Below are 21,531 nucleotides of genomic sequence, written 5' to 3'. Positions count from 1 at the left end.
TTTAACTAAAGATTTACCGCCTTTAGAAAATGCTGTCAACACAACTTGGTCTTGCGAGTAAGTTGTTGGCAATACAATTACGTTAGCGCCATTTTCTAAAGTATATCCTTTTGCAGCAGCAATTCCCGGTACTTCAAATGTTTTTTTGACTGCGGCAGGTCTTAATTCTTTTGCAATCAAAGGTTCATTATTTGCCTTTTTTGTATAAGGTTCTAAAGTCTTGTTTTCGACTTTTTTCATCACTTCAACTACAGCTTCTTTTGTAGGGAAATTTGCTTTGTCTTCATCAGAACCTGTTACCAAAACCACTTGATTCGTTGGTTTTTGAATGGTTTTGATATAAGCATTTATTTCCTCTAAAGTGATGCTTTTGATAATGCCGACAATCAATTTATAATCGTCTTCAGCAGAAAGAAAAGGTTTTGCTTTCAGGAAATAATTTGTCAGTTTATCTGCCCAAGTATCATTGTCAACTTTGTCTTTATTGCTTAAAAAATTATCATAAGAACTTATAAACAGCTTTTTAGCTCTGTCTAATTCTGTCTGTGCAATTCCAAAACGTTTCAAGCGCTCCGCTTCTGTATAGGCCTCTTCAAAAGCTTCGAGTGTTTTTCCTTTTTTGGCAGCAGCCGAAATAGCAAAAGAAGTATTTAATCTCGAAATGGGTTCGAAATAGGTTTTAAGTCCTAAAGCCGAACTTTTGTTTTTCAAAATCAATTCTTTGAAACGATTGTTTAGAATGCTGGTATAAAAAGAATTCATCACATTTTTTCGGCTCAAAATGCTGTCTTTCACCAAAGGTTCATCCAAAACATACTGCAATGTAATATTGGTTGAGGAAGCTTCTTTATCAGAGGCAGTTCCAAAATACAGTTCATCATGTCTAGGAATTTCAAAATAGTTGCGTGATGCGACTTTTTTAGCTAATGGAATTCCGGAGAAAATAGTTTTGACCTTTTGCTCCATCGCTTTTACATCAACGTCTCCTACAATGATTACAGCCTGTAAATCGGGTCTGTACCACTTTTTATAATAGTTTCTAAGTTCTGCATATTTGAAGTTATTGATGATATTCAAATCACCAATCACATCTCTTTTGCTGTATTTTGAACCTTTGTACAAAACAGGATCAGTCTGCATTTTTAAACGGAAACCACTGGTACGGCGCGTTCTCCATTCTTCGCGGATAACGCCTCTTTCTGCATCTATTTCTTCATTGGTCAAAGAAAGAGAACCCGACCAGTCGTGCAAGACCCAAAGCGTAGAATCGATTAGTTTCTCGTTCGTAACGGGAACTGCGCTGATATTGTAAACCGTTTCGTCCTGAGCCGTATAAGCATTGATGTCTTTTCCGAAACTAACACCATTTTTCTCGAGCATTTTAATAATGCCTTTCCCTTTAAAATGCTGTGTTCCGTTAAAGGCCATATGTTCCAGAAAATGCGCTAATCCGTTCTGATTGTCATCTTCCTGCATAGCGCCGACATTCTGGACAAAGTAGAAACTCGCTCTGTCTTTCGGTTCTTGGTTATGCAGAATATAATACGTCAGACCGTTTTTTAATTTCCCGGTCGTAACGTTTTTATTCAGTGGAATTGTGGTTTTGAACTGCGAGAATGCGCCTTGAAAAGACAAGGCCATAATCGCAAGAATGATATTTTTTTTACTATTCATTTTTTTTTGAATTTTTACCTTCTGTTTCTTCTAATCAATATAAAAGCACCGCTTAGTATAATCAATAAAGGAAAGATTCCAATAAAGAATATTTTACTGATAAAAACCTGATTTGCGCTTACTGCTATTTTATTGTCAGTACTTTCAGGACGTGTCGTATCAATAGGAAATTCATAATTGCTGAACCAGCTGAAGATATCGGTTACAAATTGAAAAGTTCCAGATCCGCCGCGGCTTAATTCGGCATTGCCCATAAAATCGGCATCTCCTGCAACAATTATTTTTTGTGTTTTACCATTAATACCTCTCGTCAATGCTGCTACAAGAGGAACTTCTGTCACGGAAGGCTGTTTTTTCAATTCGGCAGGAAATGAGGCAATTCCGGTTTGAGATTCCCATGCCGGCTGCTTATTTGTTTTTAAAAGAGGCGTAAGTTCAAATCCAGCATCTTTTACCGTTGTTATCCCGCTGCTTCCTAAAAGTGGAATTGGGTTTTCAATTTTGCTTAATTTAAAAACTTTAGAATTTACGTTTTTTTGAAGCACAGTTACTAAATAATCCGGAGAATTGATTTCACTTTCCTGCACCAGTGCCTGTTTGGTAAAGGTTATGCCTAATTTTTCAGTTACACCAGCCAAAGCTGAATTCGTTTCGGGTTCGCCTAAAATCACAGCATTTTTCCCCGCATCAATATATTTTGAAATACGATCGACAGCCCCTTGGCTTAACTGAGTCTTAGGATCGGCAATGATCAAAATAGTCGTTTCTGATGGAATGTTTTGTGCATTAATGTCAACAGAAGAAACATCAAATCCCTGATTAATCAGTGAATATCTAAAAGTGATTTCATTAAATCCTGTTTTGTAATTTTTATCTCCGATTTTATCAACACTTCGCTCCATGTTTCCTGTTGCAAATACAATTTTTGGAGTAGAGACCACCAAACGTTTTAAGGCCGCTGAGATTTCTTTTTCCATCGGGACTTTGAATATATCATCATACATTCTTAAAAATGTCTTCTTCCCTTTATATTCAATTGTCCTTACAACTCTGTTTTGCTCTGGTCTTAAGTCAATAATTCTTCTGATTTCTTCAGGAGTATGAAGTTTGCTGATTTTAAGACCTTGGGTCTCTATCATTTTCTCAGCCAGCTGTTTGTCGCTCAATCCCGGATTTTGAGCATACAAAGCTTCATTTTTGGAGGTATCATAATAGTACACATACTCCATCTGCATTTGAGGAATAAAGCGGGTATACTGCTCAAAACTCGCTATGTCTGAATTTTGGGAAGCCGGCATTGCCATAAAATAATACGTATCCAGAAGATTTACGTAGGTAGTAATTTTCAAAGGAGCATCTATCTGTTTGACAATATCCAGACTGCTCTTTGTTAAGGTTCTGCTCTGGGTGCGGGTCATGTCCTGATACATTGTCAAAGAAGCCCTTGATGTAACGTATCCAAGAGATAATACAACTGCTACCAATAAAGCATATTTAAGAGCTCTTCTCGAAGCAGTCTGCGCATCTCTTCCAGTCTGTAATTTGTAGATACTCAGCACTATGAAAAGACCGCTTACCGAAACAAAGTAAAACACATCCTTACTGATGATAAGGCCTTTCAGCATTTCGTTTGCACGACCTGCAATGGAAAGAAAATAGGTAATATCTTTTACGATTTCGACATCCTGCCAAAGTTTTCCAATAAAATTCAAACCCGCCAAAACAACCAAAGTGCTGATTGCTGCAACTACCTGATAAGAGGTAAGACAGGACATAAAAAGACCAATTGCTGCATAGGTGCAAACCAGTAAATACAGCCCTATCAAACCTGATAATGCGAATTTAACATCCAGGTTTTCAATAGAAAAATATGCAATGACAACCTGCAGCCCTAATATTGAAATGAACAGGAAACAGTAAGCGGCAATAGCCAGATATTTGCCAAGAATAATTTCCCTAATCTTAATTGGAGAGGAAAGCAACAGTTTGATTGAACCGCTGTTTATTTCACGGCTTACTAATCCCATTGTCAAAAGCGGCACATATAAGTATAAATAATTCTGCATTTCTGTGTACAGACCGTTGAATCCTGAGAACACAACCTGGGATAAATTCCCCACTGCATTACCTATTTTTTGAGATTTTTCAAAACGTTCGATCAGGTCAAAAAATTTCCAGCTGGACTGTACTGAAAATATGACTAAAACAACCCATGCAACCGGAGAGTAGAACATCGTGTTGAGTTCTGTTTTAGCTATTCTGTATATAGTTTTCATTTATTGTATTTTAAGAATTGACAGCGTTTTTAGAAGGCGCCTTTTTAGATAATTGAGCGAAGATTTCGTCCAGAGATACTTTTTCGAATTGGATTTCACGCAGTTTCCAGTCATTAGAAACACTTAGCGCTATAATTTTTTCAGCAATTTCCTGTGTTCCAGTAAAAGTGATCTGCACTTTTTTCGGAGTAAGATATACCGCATTAGTAACTCCATTTATAGCTGTTAAAGATTCAATGTGAGGCGGGTTCTCAAAACTTGCCGTTAAAGTATTCGCTTCAATGTAGTTATTGAAAGCATCAAGAGTATCTGAGAAAACCATATGCCCGTTTTCAATCATTCTGATATCCTGACAGGTTGCCTGAACTTCAGAAAGAATGTGCGAGGAGAATATCACAGCTTTGTCTTGTGAGATTTTCTTAATCAGATTTCTGACTCCCAGAATCTGGTTGGGATCCAGGCCATTTGTCGGCTCGTCTAAAACAACCAGTTTTGGTTCGTGGATGATCGCCTGTGCAATACCTACACGCTGACGATAACCGCCTGAAAGATTGCGGATCAATCGGTTGCTGAAATGCGAAATTCCGCATTTTTCTTTCGCTTTTTCAACTGCATCTTTTAAATCTTCTTTTTTTATATGACGCAATTCTGCACAATGAATTAAATATTCGTTAACTGTCAAGTCTAAATGCAAAGGCGGTGTCTGGGGTAAAAATCCAATGAGTTTTTTGGCTTCAACAGGATTTTCCTTAAGATTGATTCCATCGATAAAAATATTTCCATGCGTCTGATTTAAAACCCCGCACAGAATATTCATTGTCGTTGACTTCCCGGCCCCGTTAGATCCTAAAAGCCCTAATATTCTATTTTCCTTGATTTCAAAACTGATATTCTGTATTGCCCAATCCTTGCTGTATTGATGCGACAAGTCCTCAACTCTTACAATTGTTGTTTCCATAGTGTTTTTTAAAACCTCAGGAATACCTTTTGAAAAGCATCCCTGAGATTATTTTATATTTTATTTAATATCCCGAGTTTTGAGTTAAAAACGGATTAGCGCGTCTTGCAGGATCAGGAATTGGATAAAGACTGTCTGTAGAAGCCCAGATTTTGGATGTAATTGCACTTAGAACCTGATCTGCTTTTCCGGTTCTCTTAAGATCGAACCATCTGTGGCCAAATTCTGAAAAAAGTTCACGCTCTCTTTCAAGTGCGATTAAATCGAGTAAGGAAGCCGGATTTGTCAATGCAGTTGAGCTCAGCAAAGCTCTGTTTCTGATTACATTTATATCCTGCTGAGCACCGGTAACATTGTTTAACTTCACGCGTGCTTCAGCTCTTATCAGATAAAGTTCGGCTAAACGAAGTACTGTTGAACGCTCTACCGGAGTAGTTCCAAAAGCATTTTTGTATTTTCGAGGTGCTAAAAATGCAGTCCCCGCAACAGGATCTGTCCAGTTTGTTCTTCTGGCATCACCGTTTTCGAACAAGGAAGTCCCTTTGCGAAGTATATATTTTCCTGCTGCAGGAAATACACTAGATCCTTCGTAGGTAAAAGCCCTGATATTGTATGGAATCTGTAAAATTGACTCTGTATTGTCAGCTATAAAGGGACTGTTTGAAGCTGTTAAACCGGTAATCATTTTATAAGTACCTGTCTCATTAATTACTAAAGCAGCATGCGCTTCGGCTTGCGTCCAGTTTCCTAAATAAAGATTAACCCTTGCCAGTAATGCTTCTGCAGCCCATTTTGTAGCCCTGATGCGCTGATTGGAAGCGTAATTGCTGTAATTCACAGGAAGATCCTTCGCAGCCTCTGTTAAGTCAGTTATAATCTGTGCATAAACTTCAGACTGTGTATTTCGGGGAGCCAATGCCGACTTCTCAACATCAGTGGTTAGAACTAATGGAACGTCTCCCCACATGTTGGTCATGTAAAAATAACAGTAAGCCCTTATAAATTTAGCCTCGGCAATCCAATTTAACGTTTTGGCCGGAGTAAGCGCACTACTCTTGGTCAGTCCTTCTATAGCATTATTCGCATTATATACCGTTTTATAAAATTCAGTCCACATTGTATTATTAGAACCATCGATATCTGGAATTTCATTTGTATTATAGACATCTGTAAGCTGTGTTCTTAAAATAAGCTCATCAGAAGTTTCTCCAGGAATTTGATGAATCAGACTATTGAAAGCTGTACCAGCTGCCATACTCTGATAAATTCCGTTAACAGTTGCTTCAGCAGTATTATCCGATTCAAATATAACGCTGGAAGACAGCTGATTTTTAGGAATTTCAACTTCAAGCATTTCATCACAACCCGTTAATCCCATTAAAAGAAAAAACGAAAATATATAGGTGTATTTTATAGAATTATTTTTCATGTTTTTTTATTTAAAATGTTAACTGAGTTCCTAAAGTGACCGTACGCAACGGAGGCAGCACCAATCCCTGTGTTTCAGGGTCAAATCCTCTGTATTTGGTAAAGGTTACCAAATTCTGCCCTTGAAGCGAAACACGAACATTTTTCAAGACTTTTTTGGTACTTTCATCCAGAGGGATAGTATATGAAGCACTTACATTTTTCAATTTGATATAAGATGCATCCACAATGGTAGCTGTTGAACCTACATAATTAAAGAAACTAGGCTGAAAATTTGTACTCAAAACATTACCCTGAGCGATATAATCATTGTAATCATCAACCTGGTAATTAGCCAGTCCAAAAGGATACCCAGGCTGCACCGCTACAGAAGACAACAAACTTCTTCCTTCCTGTTTTACAAACTGGAATAAGAAATCAAGAGAAAACCCTTTATAAGAAATAGAGTTCGATATCCCTCCATAATACTCAGGGTAAGAAGGCCCCTGATACACTCTGTCTCCGATTTTTGTATCTGCTAATCCGGTTGAAATTCTGCCATCACCATTAACATCTTCAAACTGGGCTATTCCGCTGGCATCTGTACCTGTATAGTTCAGCAAATAATTACTGTTTAACGGCCTGCCTACTACATATTGGGAATATGAACTGGTAGTTTCTATGCCAGGAAAGGAAAGTAATTTGTTTTCATTTTTGGAAATGTTAAAGGAAGTACTCCAGTTTAAGTTTTTATTACGGATGTTTGTTGTGGTCAATGTAAATTCCAGACCTTTATTTTCAACTTCAGCAGGCAGATTAGCCTGATAATTAACGAATCCTGCCTGCGCGCTCAAAGGAAGCAATGTCAATTGATTAGAAGAAAGATTTCTGTAATAGGCAGCCGTAAAAGAGATTCGGTCATTAAGAAACCCCAAATCTAAAGCGGCTTCAAATTTATTCGTAACTTCCCATTGGTAATTAGGGTTTGCAATACGAGCTGGAGCCATAGCAGCATTTCCAACAGAATACGTGCTTACTCCATAAGTATCTGCATATCCATAATCCCCTATGTCATCACTTCCAATTTTTCCATAACTAGAACGAATTTTACCAAAACTCAGCCATGAATTGTCTTTTAAGAAATTCTCTTCTGTAAAAACCCATGCAGCTCCGACAGAGCCAAAGTTTCCATAGCGGTTATTAGGTCCAAATTTAGAAGAGCCATCCCTTCTAAAGGTTATGTTCAGAATATACTTATTTTCAACATTGTAATTCACCCTGCTGAAAAGCGAAACATATTTATATTCAGAAGAGCCATTACTACTAGTAACTACTCCTGCTGAACCGATAATTCCTATCAGGTTATCGGAGGAATAGCTAGAGGCGTTTAAATAAGTAGGCATGTCAGATTTTCTAGTCTGCCACGAACCTCCGACTAAAGCAGTTAGATTACCTTTCCACAGCATAGTTGAATAATTCAACTGCGGATCAATAGTAAAATTATTAGTGTTGTTAACAGAAAGCGTATAAGCTCTAGAGGTATTAAGAAATGCACTGTTATTATTAGCTGTATAAAAAACATGATTAATTCCTGATACCGGCAGAAACTGTTCAGAGGTCATCTGCGCCCTGCTGTATCCCACATCCGTTTTAAAAGAAAACCCTTTAGCGATATCAAACTGAACATTAAAACTGGTTAATAAATTATTTCCTTTATCCTCCACTCTTCTGTCTAATGCCGCTATTGGGTTCACATCACTAGAATAAAAAGCCGACCAGTAATACGTTCCGTCCGCATTGTAGATGGGGCGGTTAGGGGCGGTATTAACTGCATAAGAGGTAATGTCGAAGAAAGGAAGTTTATTGACATCTGAGGCAAACATAACGGTAGCTCCTAATTTTAGCTTATTATTTAAAGTACGGTGGTTCACATTGAAATTGGTAGAAAATTTATTATAACCAAAATCTCCCGGCAGCACAGTAGTTTCCTTGTGATATGCGGCACTTAAAAGAAAATTGGTTGTCTCATTTCCTCCTTTTAAGCTTGCAGAGAAATCATTGAAGTCAGCAGCCCCTCCGATCAGTTTTTCCTGCCAGTCAGTATAGGCATTGGGATCAAAATCAGTAAGCGCCATTGCTGTTGTTCTCCTATTGGGTACTGCATTAGCATTGGTATGCGCCGTACGGAGCATATTCAGGTATGTAGGCGTATCCAACGTTCTTATTTTGTTTGCCACGTCTGATATCCCTGAAGCGGTATTAACAGTAAACTCTGTTTTTCCTGCCTGTCCCTTTTTGGTTGTAATAAGCACTACACCATTGGCTCCTCTTGATCCGTAAATAGCCGTAGCATCGGCATCTTTAAGGATTTCAACGCTTTCAATATCATTGGGATTAATAATGTTCAGCGGACTGGTTCTTTTTTGAGCTCCTCTAATTACAAAGTTAGTCTGAACCTGCTCTTTAATGTCATCCGAAATGTACGGAATACCATCAATTACATACAGTGGCAGATTATCCCCAAAAATAGAATTTCGCCCTCGGATACTTATATTCACGTTACTGCCGGCATAACCGGAACTCTGGCTAACGAAAACTCCAGGAGTTCTTCCCTGCAGGGTCTGCAGAACATTAGTAACAGGCTGTTTTTCAATATCCTCAGAAGCTATCTTAACAACAGACCCTGTAGTAGTTCTTTTGCTGGTGGTTCCGTAACCAATAATTACAATTTCATCTAATTTTGCTAAATCAGGCTGCATTTTGATAGTTACCAAAGTCTGGTTTTCAACACTAATTTCCTGCGTCTTATATCCCAGGTAGCTTATTTTAAGCACATTTTTTCCTGCCGGCAATTCAATAGAAAATTTTCCATCGAAATCAGACACCCCATGTTTATTGGTTCCTACAAGCAAAATACTTACGCCAGGTAAAGGCATGCCCTTTTCATCTAAAACAGATCCTTTGAGTATTAAATTTGCAGCTGCTTCTTCGGCTTCTTTTTCTTCAATCAGAATGGTATTGTCCGAACTTAAAGTTACTTGAAAATTGCCATTTCTTAAAGCTTGTGCCAAAAGTTTATCAGCTTCAATAATACCTTTTTTGAGTGTGACTTTGGGAAGCTTATCAAATAAATCTTCCTGATATATAAAGGCGTATTTCGTCTGTTTTCGAATCATATCAAAAACTTGGTCGATTGTTACTGTTTTATCTGCGTCAATGCTGATTTTAGCCTTCTGGGAGAAAATTTTCCCTGGGCTGAAACTGAAAACTGTAGTGCAAAATAAAAATATAAAAGTTTTCATAATAAACACTGTAAACGATTTCCCGCTAAGGAAAACATTGTTAGTAAACTTAATTTTCATAAATTTGAATGTTGGTTAGTTAAATTTAATTAGGCGACATCAATTAAGAGGGATAAAGTACATTACTGTGAGAGGTCGTGACTTTATTCCCTTTTTTATTTTATAATAATTCTTCCGTTTTTTATTTCATAGGCGTTTATAAATTTGGTTTTTTTAATGGTTTTTAATATTTCTTTTAAGTCCTGATCTTTTCGTAAAACTCCATTAAATTTTACCTTTTCCAATTTGGTGTTTTCAAACGTTATGTCCACATCGTACCATCGCGATAACACTTTCATGATATCTTTTAAAGCCATGCTGTCAAAGCTGAAAAATCCTTCTTTCCAGGCAATAGAGCCGTAAACATCAACTTCATAGATTTTTACATTTTCATTCAAAAGATTGAAATTAAGCTGCTGGTTGGGAGCAAGCAAATGTCTTTTCCCCTGAATATCCAAAGCTACTTTTCCTTCCACTAAAGTGGTGTAAATATTATTTTCGTCGCTGTAAGCCTTTATATTAAACTGGGTTCCGATAACCTCCACTTTCTGTTTTTTTGCAAAAACTTCAAATTTTGAACCTTTATGCATGGTGCTAGGCGAAACCTCAAAATAGGCTTCCCCATAAATCAATTCTACCTTTCTGACTTCACCATCAACAAAAGCTACTGGAAACTTTAATTGGGATTCTGAATTCATCCAGACCTTTGTTCCATCCGCCAGCTGCAAAAAAAACTGTCCGCCTCTTGGAATGGTCAAAAAATTTGACCCTATTTCTGCTGGTGCTTTTTTACCATCAGAACCATATACAATATGTTCGCCATTACTACTTACGTTATTTGCTGTATAATTGGTTCCTTTTTCTAAAGCTATTTTAGAGCCGTCTTCCAAAGTCAGGACAGCTTTGTCTGTTCCTATTCTAATATTGTTCAGAACAACTTTTTCAGCGGGAATCTGATCTTTCTTGAAAGTATTACTATTATAAACACTAAAAAACACAAACAATAAAACAGCCGCAGCTGCACTGAATTTAAAAATGCTGCTTCTGAAGATTCTTATTACTTTGGATTCTTGAGAATTTCCCTCTTCAATTGCATAAAGGATTTCAGCAAGCATCCGGTTTTTTATAGGCTCCTCCGAACCTAATTCCTCTACCCAATCATTTTCAAGTTTAAAACTATGGTAGTAGTTTACCAATAGCTTCATCTCTTCTATGGATATTTCACCATCCATATACTTTTCAATAAGTTCTTGAAAATCACGCTTATTGTAATTAGTATCCATTGCTTTTTTGTTTTCTCATTAGAGAGTATATAAATATAGTGTAGAAAACAAGGAGGTATCCCCTAAGAAAAAAATGTTTTTTTTTTATTTTTAGAGATAATTATACAATAAAGAAGGGAATTGTAATACGTTTTTTACAACAAAAAGCCAAATTCTGCAAGAATTTGTTATTTGCAGACACTCTAACGATTCATTATAAAATGGAGTATAACTTCAACAGAAAGCACATTACCTAATGAATCCCTTAAAACTCGTAATGCATTGGTAATATGATTTTCAACTGTTTTGGTAGAGATTCCTAATTGTTCCGCAATCTCTTTATGGCTTAAGAGCTCATTTCTGCTGAGTTTAAAAACTAACTGGCATTTTTCAGGCAGACTTTCGACAATAAGGTTGATATGATGCTCAAGCTCTTCATGAATCATTCTTGTCTCTGGTGTGGCATATTGGAACCTTGCATTGATGTCGTCATACAATTCAATGCGTTCGGGCTTATCTTTCCTGAATTCTGCAAAAACTTTATATCGGACACAAGCATACAAATAACTTTTGAAAGAAATTTTAATCTGAAGATCAGAGCGCCTGTTCCATAAATCAATAAAGACATCCTGCATGATTTCCTCACACAGTTCCCTGTCTTTAAGCAAAAGATAGGAGGAGGCAAATAAAGGCTTCCAATGACTATCATATAGTATTGTTAATGCTTTTTTATCACCTGCTCGAAGGCGTTGAAGAATTTCATCGTCAGTAATAATCATATCGGATTACAAATATGACCGCAATTTAACCAAAAGTTAACAAATCAAAGACTTTTTCTTTCCATCAAGGATAAATTCAAAGTTTTTTTAAGAATTGCCTATCAAAAAAAACTGTATTGAATTAAAGAAACAAGTCCGCTAAAAAAACTTTGGACACATTATGGTAAATGGTTCTCAAAACTCAGGCGTTAAAAACTGGAGTTGCCTCCAAATTTGCCACAAAAAGTTAAGTAGAATAGTACTCTTCTTTCACGTGTTTACCTTTTGTAGCAGAATCGTGGCACTTCGGTATTTCAAAAAATAAAACACCAGAAAAATTAAGGACTAAGAAGCTTAGGTTCGAAACTGTATACCTCAATTGAGATCTTTGTATTTTTTATAAGTATATCAAGTTTTATATAATATGGATAATGATTAGATATAGTATTTAAGTACATAATCAATAAACCAGTTGGGAAGTTCAGAAGGGTCTATTTCTAATGACAGTTTATTTTCAGAGATCTTGGCAATTAATTTATATTCCTCACTTGAATTATCGAATAGGTAACTTTTGTCTACATTTTGAATCATGGGCATAAGATTGCTTAATGTATTATAATAACGGCTTGATATTTTTTCCGGAGAGACATTATGGCCTCCTTTGATTACCCTATTTTCAACTCGGGAAACATTTACCTCAGGGTCATCAATACATATAAAATATAGGTATGTCTTATAGCCTTTTTGCTTTGCTTCCCTTATTTCTTCAATCTTGGAAGGATGGCTCATGACAGTCTCAAAACAAAAATCAATTTCGCTTTCCTGCAGATGATGCCTCAAAATGCACTTATAGGGCACCCTCATAACTATGTGTTTCTTTCTGTGCATCCACTATGACATTCTCTTTTAAAGAAAAATCTATTTTATGATTATTATCTATAGATTTTTTTATCAGAGAAGCGGCCCTTTCAGTCTTTAAAAATTCATTTAAATCATTTGGGTAAGATTTAAATTGAACTCGCTTAAGTCAATAAATCCATTATTTGCTAATTCTCTTTCAATCAGATCTGCATTAAGAAATACTCCCGCATCATATTTTTTAGAAAAAGAATCAAACAGCGTGCTTTTTCCTGAACCGTTTGGTCCTGCAAATATGCGTAGTCTTGCTTGAGACATATTACTTTCTTTCTAAAATCATTCCTTTTCTCAATGATGACACGTCAATCGAAGTCTTCGCAATTTTTCTTATGACCTTTATCGACCTATCAGGATTGACAGCAATAATTTCGTGATCCCTGATAACTTTAATTGTAATACCTAATGCCATAGAACTTCTAACAGCTTTAGATGAAGCAATTTTTGCAGAATCCAGCAACGCATTATCTTCCCTGGAAGATAACATTGATTTTCTTCTTTTGCTAATGGCACCAATATGTCTTCTTCTACTCTTCATAATTCAGCTTTGTTCAAAAGTACGAAATAAAGGCAACTATTACAAGTATTATACTGGAGGTTACTCTAAGTTTCAAAAATAGATTTTATTTAGTTAAGCATTATGGCAGAATCAGGGCATACCATGATATGGTATGGTCATGTGAAAGCAAGGCTTTTACTGTTTGCTGCCACTTCCTAACTGCCAAGATAGCCATTCTCAAGCGGAATCTCAAAAACAAAAGACAAGGGCTGATTTTCAATTCAAAACGGGTTAAAAGGGCAGCCAAAGTAGTGCCCGCCCTCACCTGCATGCGCATAACGGCTCTTCGCCGCCCTTCGGGGCTTATAGCACTCCGGCTCCTTGCGCCCAATAGTCTTCTGCTTTCTTTTTCCCGTTTTTTCTTTTGAAAAATTTCATTTGCGGAGCATGGGAAAAGAAAAAACGAACATTGTTTTTTAAAAGGATATTTTGAATAGACAAAACTGAAGATTATAAAATTTCAAGTGAACCCATCATCAGAATTTCCTCAAAAACTAAACTTAATATATTTTCTTCTAATTGTTTAAATTCAATCTCAGTGGTGTTTTTAAAATCTTCTTTAATTATTTCAATAAGTTCGTTTATAGATATTGACTCTGTAAAATAGTACATCAATTGATCAGTTCTTTCCAATAAAATCTTCTGGATTTCTTTGCCAGAAAAAGGGTCAATCTCTATTAAAAAAAAGTTTTCTTCTTCTCCTTCTTCATGTATAGAAAAGTTATTGAACAATTTAATCTTGATAGTTTTGATTTCCTCATATTTATAATGATACACTTTGGATAACGACTTAAGGATACGATCAAACTTCATCTTTTCATAAAGAGAACGAGAGTCTTCATAATCCATTGAATTCATGATATCCATTACTTTTTTATGATATTCTGGGAATTATTACCGTTCCCAGCGACCAGGATCGCGATCACTCTTATTTCTTTATGGAGGAAAATCAATTCATGAGTTTTCTATATAGCTTGTATGATAATATTCCTGCCGAGCAGGGCTTAGAAGCTGCAAGCGACGTTATTGTTATGGAGATTAACCGAAAGAATTTATTTATTTTATTTGAAAAGCTTCCTTTTTTTAGATTGCTTCTAGACAAGATAGCACATTTAACCATGGTTGAAATGATCAATATCAAGAACAGCTATCTGGGTGTAAAATCAAGCGAAAGGTACTCGAAGCTGCTAACGCTGCAGCCTGGTTTGGTACTCCATGTCCCCCTTATTGATATTGCATCTTATCTAGGGATTACTGCCCAATCTTTGAGTCGTATCAGACGGTCAATTCGTTGAACCAACAGCAGTAATAAGTAGGTAAATATTCATATTATAATAAATTCTCAGGAACTTAAAACAAGGACAGAATACATTTCTAACTCCTAATTAACGTAATACATTTCATTTTATGATTTACTAACAAAGGAGCACGCAAGGTTAAGTGACTACAATATTCTAAAAAAATGATAGATTTATAAATTAAAGATCCTTTATGGAGATTGAACGGTCACTCGAAGCATAAGCGGTCAAGGGAACTCTTCGATAATCTTCCCTATTCCCTGTTGAGCGACCTCTTTTTGTTTCCATCCACTAATAATACATTTTGCATAATGGAAGCTTCGATACTTTTTTGAGAACTTCTAAAATAAATAAAAGCTTAATTTCATTTTAAAATGGTTCACATCTAAATGATAAAAGCTTCAGATTTCTCCAAAGCTTTTTTTCTGCAATGTCTAAGACTCATAAAACACCGCTAGGTTGTTTTGTCTTTTTAGAACTTTTGGGTTAGTAAAAGGTTCATAGGTAAAAATGTCCATTCCATCTTGTTTAACTACTATTTTGAAAGGCTGGTTCATTTTCTGTGTTAAATGATAAATAGCCAGCATTTCGGCAAGGTCTTCAGACCATGAAGCCATACTATACAAAGAACAGAATGGTGTTTCCTGAAGTGCTTTGTAGACATCTGGTGCAGATGAAATTGGCAAAACCTCACCACTTCTAAAACGTGTAGTTTCCAGCAATGAATTAGTTGCATCTCCCGAAGGTTCTGTTGGTTTATGCCAAATACCAACTGTAAAAGGAGTCTGAGCTGGCCAAACCTCCTTTGTGTCATCCATTGGAGGGGTAGTATTTAAAACCTTGTCTACAACATGAGTTGCTTCATGAAGTAAAACATATACAATGGCATCCATCTCACCAGCCTCAATAACAACCTGATAATTATTGTTTTCAGCTTTACTATAACAGGTGTTTTCTTTCCAGGTAGCCCATTCTGAAATTGTTTCGTTTAAAATTCCAGCACGAAAAGTTATATTAAAGGTTTTTGCAGGACCTGAATTTTCAAGCAAAGATGTAAGTGCTGTATTTGGCATATTATCCATAAAACTGATGCTGTGCAAATGGTCTTTTAAAACTTTTTGATGCAAGGGTGGCAATATAGAGATTGCCTTGCTGATTTTCTCCTTTTCAGTTTTTGTCAGTTCATGATTAACTGGGTTCATTCCAGCATCTCTAAATTTCTTAAAAATATCTTCTGGAGCAGTTTGTGTTCTCTCGCTCAGCAGTATGGTTTGCAAATTTTCAGCACGCTGCGCCTGAAGCATTATTGTAACTAAAAAAAAACAAAGTCCTGTGTACGCAAATTTTTTATTTATCATTTTTTATTCTATTTATTGCAATTTTACTAATGTTTATACTTTTAAGTAATTCTGTTCATGAGAACATAAAAAAAGAAACGTAATAGTTTGAAAACTAGATTAGAATTGGCTGTTTCATTTTATTAATCATCTTTACAATTTTAGTTAGTACTCAGTACAGACTACTGCTTTGGTAAATCATAAAAGCCTTTGGAAAACTAAAGGCATTTATGGCAAATCTCAACTTATTTTTTAACAATTTCTGAAAGTTCAATCATATTTCCCCATGGATCCTGAAAGAACGCAAGTTTGCGGCTGATAGCAGGTAAATAAAAGGTATCTCCTACAATGGTTACACCTCGCTTTTTCAATTCTGCTACAGTTTTGTCAACACTTGCTACATCCATACAGATATGGTGAAACCCTGCTTTCTCTAAGCTTTTTCCTAAATCATTGTACACGATTGGTTCACTTAATTTACCGCCTGCTAGAATTTCAATCCAAAAATCATTGCTATTGGCTGGTGCTAAATAAGCCAGTTTTTCATCGGCGTAAGGCCATTCGTGTATAATACGGAAGTCTAATTTTTCGGTATACCATTTAATGGCAGCGTCGTAATCAGGTACTCTGATACCTACGTGGTTCCCGTTCAATTCAGCCAAAGGGCTTTTCGGGTTTAAAGCAGGCATTTTAAATCCTGTGTCATGTTTGTGTTGTGCATTTGACACTAAAGCAATTAAAAGACTTAATGCTATTACTGTGTTTTTGATAAAGTTTTTACTCACTAAGAATAAATTGTTTTTTGGGTGTTCGTGAATCTTCGATTTCATGATTTCTAGTTTTAAAATTAATAATTATTTGTTATCTGATACTCCAAAATTCCGAATAAAACCTTAGGTAGATTATACCGATTGCAAAGGGTTTATTATGAATTTCAAAGATGAATTATAAGTGGTTTATAAGGAAAGATTATGACAATGCTAAAAGACTTACCAGATCAAGACAGACTTATTGTTGAATTTCGACAAAACTGCGTTTTGAATTCTGATAACGAATAACGTCTTCCTGCGTGCATGATTATAATTTTTTAGTGGTTGAATAGTTGATCTAATTAGTTTCCCGCAGGAATTCTTTTCATTATGTCCGCAAATTGAATTCCATCCAGAAATGCTTCAACACGAATGATTTTACCTTTTTCCATCTGCATAAACCAAGCATAAGACATATTGTAAGGCTTTCCATCTTTGGCAGTTGCTGTACCATCTATCAGTGCAATCACCATATCTTTCTCTGCATATAGTCCTCTCAGTGAAGGGACAATTTTTTTGGAAAGACGCTCATTAAGAGGATTGATGACTTCTTCCAAAAATTGTTGTTTGTCCTTATAAGTTTTGGAAAGTGGGGCACTTCCATTAATTGTCCAAACCATATCATCGGTAAGCAGATCAAAGAAACTTCCTTCTCCTTTTGCCCAACGCTCAAAGCCGGCTTTAATGATCTTTTTGTTTTCAGCCTCTGTTTGTGCTGAAGCGCTAAGTCCAAACAGGGTAATGAATGCCCATACTGTCGTTTTTAAAGTTTTCATAATATCTGTATTTTTAGTTGATTAATTAAGTGTGAAGCCCGATGCAAGGGTCATGTATTTGAATTGTTCTATTTCGGCCTGCATTTCGCCTATTTTTTTTGTTACCCGTGTGTATGCATCCTGTCCTAGCAGGAGACGTAATGGCGGATTTTTCATCTCGCTTATTTCAGCGATAATACGTACTGCTCTTTCGGGATCTCCCGGTTGATTACCATTGTTGTTTTTAAGTGTGTTCCTAAATTTGCCCGCAGTGGCATCGTAGTCCGAAATGGTATTTTGCGATACGGCCAGCGAGCTATCTAAAAAATTGGTACGGAAGGCGCCAGGCTCAATAATAGTAACTTTGATCCCTAAGTCTTTTACCTCATGATAAAGTGCTTCTGAGAATCCTTCAACTGCATATTTCGCTGCATTATATATTCCGAATCCTGGCGAACTTACTAATCCTGATGCAGAAGAAAGGTTAATAATATGACCGCTGCCTGCTTTGCGCATAATTGGCAAAACATATCGGGTTATCCTTAGAGTGGCTTCGACATTAACAGCCAGAACATTGGCAATTTCTTTTTCACTGGCTTCTTCAATAGCTCCTGCAAATCCGTAACCGGCATTATTGATGAGCATATCGATTGTTCCATATTTTTTGCTGACAGCTGTAATGGCTGTTTTAACAGCATTATCATCTGTTAAATCAAGACTGATCACTTCCAGTTTTGGATTGCTGCGAACGCTTTTATCAAACTTGTCAGCATCTCTTGTAGTTGCTATAACTGTCTGATCTCTTGACAACAGGTATCTCACTGCTGCAAAACCCATTCCTTGGGAAGCTCCTGTGATCAACCATACTTTTTTATTTTTCATGACTTAAATTTTTATATTGTTTTTGATTCCTATTTGCTGATGTCTGTTACGAAAAGTACCGAGCCCAATACGGTTCCGTTTATTAACTTCCCTACACTATCAACTAATTCACCAGTTGTCTCAAGTTTGTTGTGCGCTTCAAGATTTTGCTGATTTTCCCAGCGTTCGTACAGCACAAATAGATTATCACTTCCTTTTACGCTGTGAAAACTGAATTCAACGTTCCCTTGCTCCTGTCTAACCAGAGGCACAAATTTTTCAAAGAGCTCTATAATTTGTGGGCCATTTCCAGGTTTTACTTCAAAAGGAACTATCAATGTCGTTAAGGCTCTGTGTTCTTCTTTTTTCAGCGTTTCGTTAACCAGCGGCCAAAGATCTGTGAGGTAGTTCATTTCTATAGGCTTCACTAAATCTGCTTTTTGAAGATCAAAAGCACCTACGGTATATGGCTGTTTAAAGTGGTTTTCTAAAGCAGCCTGGTTTTTCCATCGCTCAAAGAGGTACAGAACATTTGGCTTTTCTGCGGCATCGTAAAGTTCCATTTTGTAATTGCCTTCTTCGCTCCAGGCGCCATGCACATCTGCCAATAGTGCCTGTCTTGCTTTCGCATTGCTTTCCGATTTTACAAAAAGCTTTACAAATAAAGTAACTGTGTCTGTATTGTTTGTATTCATAATATTTGTATCTAAATTGTTATCGGTAAGGATATCGTTTATCCTATTTGATGATACAAATTTCAGTATAAACCCAAGCTTATTCTGTACGAATAACAAAGCCTATATTATGAATATCAAAGATTTAAAATAATTGCAGATATGCTAATAAAAAAGCCCTCGTAAATTGAGGGCTTTGTAATATATAATATGATATGAATTTTTAGAAACTGCGTCTGAATTCGGCAGGTGTAAAACCAGTATTTTTCTTGAAGAACTGGCTGAAATTAGGCTGTTCCGCGAAACCAACACTAAAACTTATATCCTGAAGGCTCCAGTCTGTCTGTACCAGCAAGGCTTTGGCCTCATCAAGAATTCTGTTTCTAATATGTGTGCTTGCATTCTGACCTGTATGTTTTTTAAGAACTGCATTGAGATAATTAGGATGCATCTGCAGGTCATAAGCAAATTCCTTTGCGGTTTTGATACGGATTGGCTGATCGTAGTTGATGCCTGAAGTTTCCTTTTCTAATAAATCGAAGAAATGGTGTATGTGCGAATAGTCCTCGGTAACTTCATCCGGTTTCGGAAACCGGGCTACCTTCATGCTTTCTACCATTAATAACTGAAGAAATGCCTGCAGGGAGTCTTCTCTAAAATCAACATTAGCTTTATCCAGCTCTTCTTCCTGCATCCGCTCGAAATACTGAGTAATTCGGGGAAGTTCTTCCTGACTTAAGCGAATTACACTTTTTGGTTTGTCTGTAAACAATGCGAATTTATCAATTATAGCTTTTAACTGTAAATGATGGTTGACAAACGATTTTTTGAAAAGTACATAATAGCCTCCCGATTCTCCTTCTTGAGAAATATTTTTCCAAGAAATGATATCATTTGGATGAATAAACAGTAAAGTAGGTTCTTCGACATAGTAGGTATTAAGCCCCATCGTAAATACCCCCAGCCCTTTTGTAATTAATAATATTTTGTAAAATTCCCTGCGGTTTGGAGAAAGGTAATTACGGCACTCGTGCTGTTCACGGTTAAACACCCTTATGGTCCAATCTTCAAAAAACTCACGAAAAACAGGAATCATATCCGGTAAATCACGAAGGGTATTAATCTCTTTACTATCAAGTGTTTCTCTTACCATTCTCATAATTATTAGTCTTGTAAAATTAATAAAAAAGCACTAACCTTTAAAGAATTAGTGCTTTAAATTCTGCTCTTTTGGAATTAAAGGCTTTTATAATCCGTGCTTTCGGCTGCGTGGTGTATTTCTGCAATGGATCTGTCAAGATATAGCGCATAAAATAGTTTTGCCAGTTCTTCGGGAGAATGGGTCTTACTTGCCGGATCAATCAAACCATCAACGGTCAATAATCCAACATGTATGTTATCCGCCTTTAAACGATTGTGCAGCTGATAGGCCAAACTGCGTAATGCTGCTTTACCAATAGACAGCGAACCATAATCTGCACTTGGCGTTAAAGCAAGACCGCCTCCGGTTAGAAGTAATGCTCCCTGCTTCTGTTTTAAATCAGGGTAGGATATCTGTAAGACATGCAAAGCATTTGCAACGTTTACAGTAAATTCCTTTGTTAAAGATTCGGAGCTTTCTTCGAGGATATCCTGAGCTTTTACAACGGCGGCATTGTAGTGTACAACGTCGAAACCTCCTAAATGCTTACCTAAAGTTTGTATTGCATTGGTAAGGTCTTCAGCACTTCCGGCATCACCTGCAGCAGTATAACTTTCAATTCCTTTTGCATCTAAATATTCTTTTAAGTTTTTCAACTTTTCGGGATTACGGCTGATCAGACCTACAGCGAATCCCTCATTACCGAATTGTTCGGCAACTGAAAGGCTCAAACCCGAGCCTGCACCAACTATTAATATTGATTTTTTTGTTGACATGATATTTAGTATTAGATTTTCTTAAACTATATTATTTTATTCGGGCATCCCATTATTGAGATGCCCTGCTGAAACCATCATTATCATGAAACGTGATTATTAAATGGTATTTTCCCAAGCTTTCAATTGGTGGTCTTTTAACATGTCTTCTACAAACTGCGGCACCACGTTTCTGAATTTACCGCTATCTGACGGCACAATTTCGATAATTGCATCGATCATTTCCTGTGGATCCAGTCTACCTTCTGGTGTACCTAAAAGCGAATCGAAATTGGCTTTCATATCGGCACGTTTGGTGAAGTTTTTATCGTCATCCAGCCAGCGGAAAGCATTTTCGGCCATTGTTTCGTTATAACCAGTTAAGTAAGCTCCAGGATTAATGGTTTGAATTTTGATTCCGTAAGGATTCAATTCATCAGCCAATGCTTCGGCTACTGCTTCAAGAGCGTGTTTGGTTGAAACGTAGATTCCGTAACCAGATGGCGTGAATAATCCGCCCATAGAAGAAGTAAAAACAATTTTACCTTTTTTGCCTTCTGTGATCCATTTAGAAGCAAAGCCTTGTGACAATTGCAGCGGAGCAAAAACATTTGTTTCATAATTCGCACGAACCAAATCAAGCGGAATTTCAAATACCGGACCGCTTTCCCCGATTCCTGCATTACTAAAGAATACATCGATGTCACGTTTTAAGGCATTGGCAACGTCGTATTTGTCAAGAATGTCCAGT

The 21,531-nt window shown here is 36.6% G+C and carries 20 protein-coding genes; 1 reads left to right on the top strand and 19 read right to left on the bottom strand.

Going from position 1 to position 21,531, the window contains the following annotated elements; genetic code table 11:
* The 11 genes from ACFFLS_RS18835 to ACFFLS_RS18785 form a co-directional block, all read right to left on the bottom strand.
* Positions 1-1,674 (bottom strand): M16 family metallopeptidase (locus tag ACFFLS_RS18835; RefSeq protein ID WP_379689583.1); only part of this gene is annotated, 1,674 nt, incomplete at its 3' end.
* A 14-nt stretch (positions 1,675-1,688) separates the two neighbouring features.
* Positions 1,689-3,950: a Gldg family protein gene (locus tag ACFFLS_RS18830; RefSeq protein ID WP_379682292.1), complete on the bottom strand. Its 2,262-nt coding sequence runs from the start codon at positions 3,948-3,950 to the stop codon at positions 1,689-1,691.
* A 10-nt stretch (positions 3,951-3,960) separates the two neighbouring features.
* Positions 3,961-4,908, bottom strand: coding sequence for an ABC transporter ATP-binding protein (locus ACFFLS_RS18825; protein ID WP_379682293.1), 948 nt, complete (start codon positions 4,906-4,908; stop codon positions 3,961-3,963).
* 64 nt (positions 4,909-4,972) lie between these two features.
* Entirely contained in the window at positions 4,973-6,337 is a 1,365-nt protein-coding gene (locus tag ACFFLS_RS18820) for a RagB/SusD family nutrient uptake outer membrane protein (RefSeq protein WP_379682294.1), read from the bottom strand.
* A gap of 10 nt (positions 6,338-6,347) precedes the next feature.
* Entirely contained in the window at positions 6,348-9,617 is a 3,270-nt protein-coding gene (locus tag ACFFLS_RS18815; RefSeq protein WP_379682295.1) for a SusC/RagA family TonB-linked outer membrane protein, read from the bottom strand.
* Positions 9,618-9,772: 155 nt separating this feature from the next.
* The gene (locus ACFFLS_RS18810) at positions 9,773-10,939 is read right to left on the bottom strand and encodes a FecR family protein (RefSeq protein WP_379682296.1); all 1,167 of its coding nucleotides are present in this window, start codon (positions 10,937-10,939) and stop codon (positions 9,773-9,775) included.
* Between the two features lie 182 nt (positions 10,940-11,121).
* Positions 11,122-11,697: an RNA polymerase sigma-70 factor gene (locus tag ACFFLS_RS18805; protein ID WP_379682297.1), complete on the bottom strand. Its 576-nt coding sequence runs from the start codon at positions 11,695-11,697 to the stop codon at positions 11,122-11,124.
* Positions 11,698-12,111: 414 nt separating this feature from the next.
* Entirely contained in the window at positions 12,112-12,564 is a 453-nt protein-coding gene (locus ACFFLS_RS18800) for an ATPase (protein ID WP_379682298.1), read from the bottom strand.
* A gap of 99 nt (positions 12,565-12,663) precedes the next feature.
* Entirely contained in the window at positions 12,664-12,852 is a 189-nt protein-coding gene (locus tag ACFFLS_RS18795) for a hypothetical protein (RefSeq protein WP_379682299.1), read from the bottom strand.
* Between the two features lies 1 nt (position 12,853).
* Positions 12,854-13,078, bottom strand: a complete 225-nt coding sequence (locus ACFFLS_RS18790) for a hypothetical protein (RefSeq protein WP_379682300.1) — start codon at positions 13,076-13,078, stop codon at positions 12,854-12,856.
* A gap of 522 nt (positions 13,079-13,600) precedes the next feature.
* Positions 13,601-14,008 carry a hypothetical protein gene (locus ACFFLS_RS18785; RefSeq protein WP_379682301.1) on the bottom strand — a complete coding sequence of 136 codons (408 nt, stop codon included), beginning with the start codon at positions 14,006-14,008 and terminating at the stop codon, positions 13,601-13,603.
* An 80-nt stretch (positions 14,009-14,088) separates the two neighbouring features.
* Here ACFFLS_RS18785 and ACFFLS_RS18780 point away from each other — a divergent pair, with 80 nt between their 5' ends.
* Positions 14,089-14,445 (top strand): cyclic nucleotide-binding domain-containing protein, encoded by a 357-nt coding sequence (locus ACFFLS_RS18780; RefSeq protein WP_379682302.1) that lies wholly within the window; start codon positions 14,089-14,091, stop codon positions 14,443-14,445.
* Positions 14,446-14,882: 437 nt separating this feature from the next.
* Here ACFFLS_RS18780 and ACFFLS_RS18775 read toward each other — a convergent pair whose 3' ends face one another.
* The 8 genes from ACFFLS_RS18775 to ACFFLS_RS18740 all read right to left on the bottom strand — a co-directional run.
* Positions 14,883-15,806, bottom strand: coding sequence for a hypothetical protein (locus ACFFLS_RS18775; protein WP_379682303.1), 924 nt, complete (start codon positions 15,804-15,806; stop codon positions 14,883-14,885).
* Between the two features lie 224 nt (positions 15,807-16,030).
* Complete coding sequence (locus tag ACFFLS_RS18770) at positions 16,031-16,615, bottom strand: VOC family protein (RefSeq protein ID WP_379682304.1); 585 nt, start codon at positions 16,613-16,615, stop codon at positions 16,031-16,033.
* Positions 16,616-16,896: 281 nt separating this feature from the next.
* Positions 16,897-17,370 carry a nuclear transport factor 2 family protein gene (locus ACFFLS_RS18765; RefSeq protein WP_379682305.1) on the bottom strand — a complete coding sequence of 158 codons (474 nt, stop codon included), beginning with the start codon at positions 17,368-17,370 and terminating at the stop codon, positions 16,897-16,899.
* A 21-nt stretch (positions 17,371-17,391) separates the two neighbouring features.
* The gene (locus tag ACFFLS_RS18760) at positions 17,392-18,231 is read right to left on the bottom strand and encodes an SDR family NAD(P)-dependent oxidoreductase (protein WP_379682306.1); all 840 of its coding nucleotides are present in this window, start codon (positions 18,229-18,231) and stop codon (positions 17,392-17,394) included.
* 29 nt (positions 18,232-18,260) lie between these two features.
* Positions 18,261-18,905 (bottom strand): putative quinol monooxygenase, encoded by a 645-nt coding sequence (locus tag ACFFLS_RS18755; RefSeq protein ID WP_379682307.1) that lies wholly within the window; start codon positions 18,903-18,905, stop codon positions 18,261-18,263.
* 202 nt (positions 18,906-19,107) lie between these two features.
* Entirely contained in the window at positions 19,108-20,043 is a 936-nt protein-coding gene (locus ACFFLS_RS18750) for an AraC family transcriptional regulator (protein ID WP_379682308.1), read from the bottom strand.
* Positions 20,044-20,120: 77 nt separating this feature from the next.
* Positions 20,121-20,801 (bottom strand): SDR family NAD(P)-dependent oxidoreductase, encoded by a 681-nt coding sequence (locus ACFFLS_RS18745; protein WP_379682309.1) that lies wholly within the window; start codon positions 20,799-20,801, stop codon positions 20,121-20,123.
* A gap of 99 nt (positions 20,802-20,900) precedes the next feature.
* The coding region (locus ACFFLS_RS18740; protein ID WP_379689581.1) for an SDR family oxidoreductase at positions 20,901-21,531 on the bottom strand (631 nt) is incomplete at its 5' end.

This window comes from Flavobacterium procerum, from assembly GCF_042431625.1.
Lineage (GTDB): Bacteria > Bacteroidota > Bacteroidia > Flavobacteriales > Flavobacteriaceae > Flavobacterium > Flavobacterium procerum.
The sequence above is the reverse complement of the archived record's forward strand: the minus strand, read 5'-3'. Positions and strand labels throughout refer to the sequence as shown.

Excerpts from the sequence above, each read along its gene's own strand:
- ACFFLS_RS18755 (WP_379682307.1), bottom strand. The coding sequence starts at position 18,905 with ATGAATACAAACAATACAGACACAGTTACTTTATTTGTAAAGCTTTTT.
- ACFFLS_RS18765 (WP_379682305.1), bottom strand. The coding sequence starts at position 17,370 with ATGAAAACTTTAAAAACGACAGTATGGGCATTCATTACCCTGTTTGGA.
- ACFFLS_RS18810 (WP_379682296.1), bottom strand. The coding sequence starts at position 10,939 with ATGGATACTAATTACAATAAGCGTGATTTTCAAGAACTTATTGAAAAG.
- ACFFLS_RS18800 (WP_379682298.1), bottom strand. The coding sequence starts at position 12,564 with ATGCACAGAAAGAAACACATAGTTATGAGGGTGCCCTATAAGTGCATT.
- ACFFLS_RS18795 (WP_379682299.1), bottom strand. The coding sequence starts at position 12,852 with ATGTCTCAAGCAAGACTACGCATATTTGCAGGACCAAACGGTTCAGGA.
- ACFFLS_RS18815 (WP_379682295.1), bottom strand. The coding sequence starts at position 9,617 with ATGAAAACTTTTATATTTTTATTTTGCACTACAGTTTTCAGTTTCAGC.
- ACFFLS_RS18790 (WP_379682300.1), bottom strand. The coding sequence starts at position 13,078 with ATGTTATCTTCCAGGGAAGATAATGCGTTGCTGGATTCTGCAAAAATT.
- ACFFLS_RS18780 (WP_379682302.1), top strand. The coding sequence starts at position 14,089 with ATGGAGGAAAATCAATTCATGAGTTTTCTATATAGCTTGTATGATAAT.
- ACFFLS_RS18770 (WP_379682304.1), bottom strand. The coding sequence starts at position 16,615 with ATGAAATCGAAGATTCACGAACACCCAAAAAACAATTTATTCTTAGTG.
- ACFFLS_RS18820 (WP_379682294.1), bottom strand. The coding sequence starts at position 6,337 with ATGAAAAATAATTCTATAAAATACACCTATATATTTTCGTTTTTTCTT.
- ACFFLS_RS18830 (WP_379682292.1), bottom strand. The coding sequence starts at position 3,950 with ATGAAAACTATATACAGAATAGCTAAAACAGAACTCAACACGATGTTC.
- ACFFLS_RS18805 (WP_379682297.1), bottom strand. The coding sequence starts at position 11,697 with ATGATTATTACTGACGATGAAATTCTTCAACGCCTTCGAGCAGGTGAT.
- ACFFLS_RS18750 (WP_379682308.1), bottom strand. The coding sequence starts at position 20,043 with ATGAGAATGGTAAGAGAAACACTTGATAGTAAAGAGATTAATACCCTT.
- ACFFLS_RS18760 (WP_379682306.1), bottom strand. The coding sequence starts at position 18,231 with ATGAAAAATAAAAAAGTATGGTTGATCACAGGAGCTTCCCAAGGAATG.
- ACFFLS_RS18785 (WP_379682301.1), bottom strand. The coding sequence starts at position 14,008 with ATGAATTCAATGGATTATGAAGACTCTCGTTCTCTTTATGAAAAGATG.
- ACFFLS_RS18825 (WP_379682293.1), bottom strand. The coding sequence starts at position 4,908 with ATGGAAACAACAATTGTAAGAGTTGAGGACTTGTCGCATCAATACAGC.
- ACFFLS_RS18775 (WP_379682303.1), bottom strand. The coding sequence starts at position 15,806 with ATGATAAATAAAAAATTTGCGTACACAGGACTTTGTTTTTTTTTAGTT.
- ACFFLS_RS18745 (WP_379682309.1), bottom strand. The coding sequence starts at position 20,801 with ATGTCAACAAAAAAATCAATATTAATAGTTGGTGCAGGCTCGGGTTTG.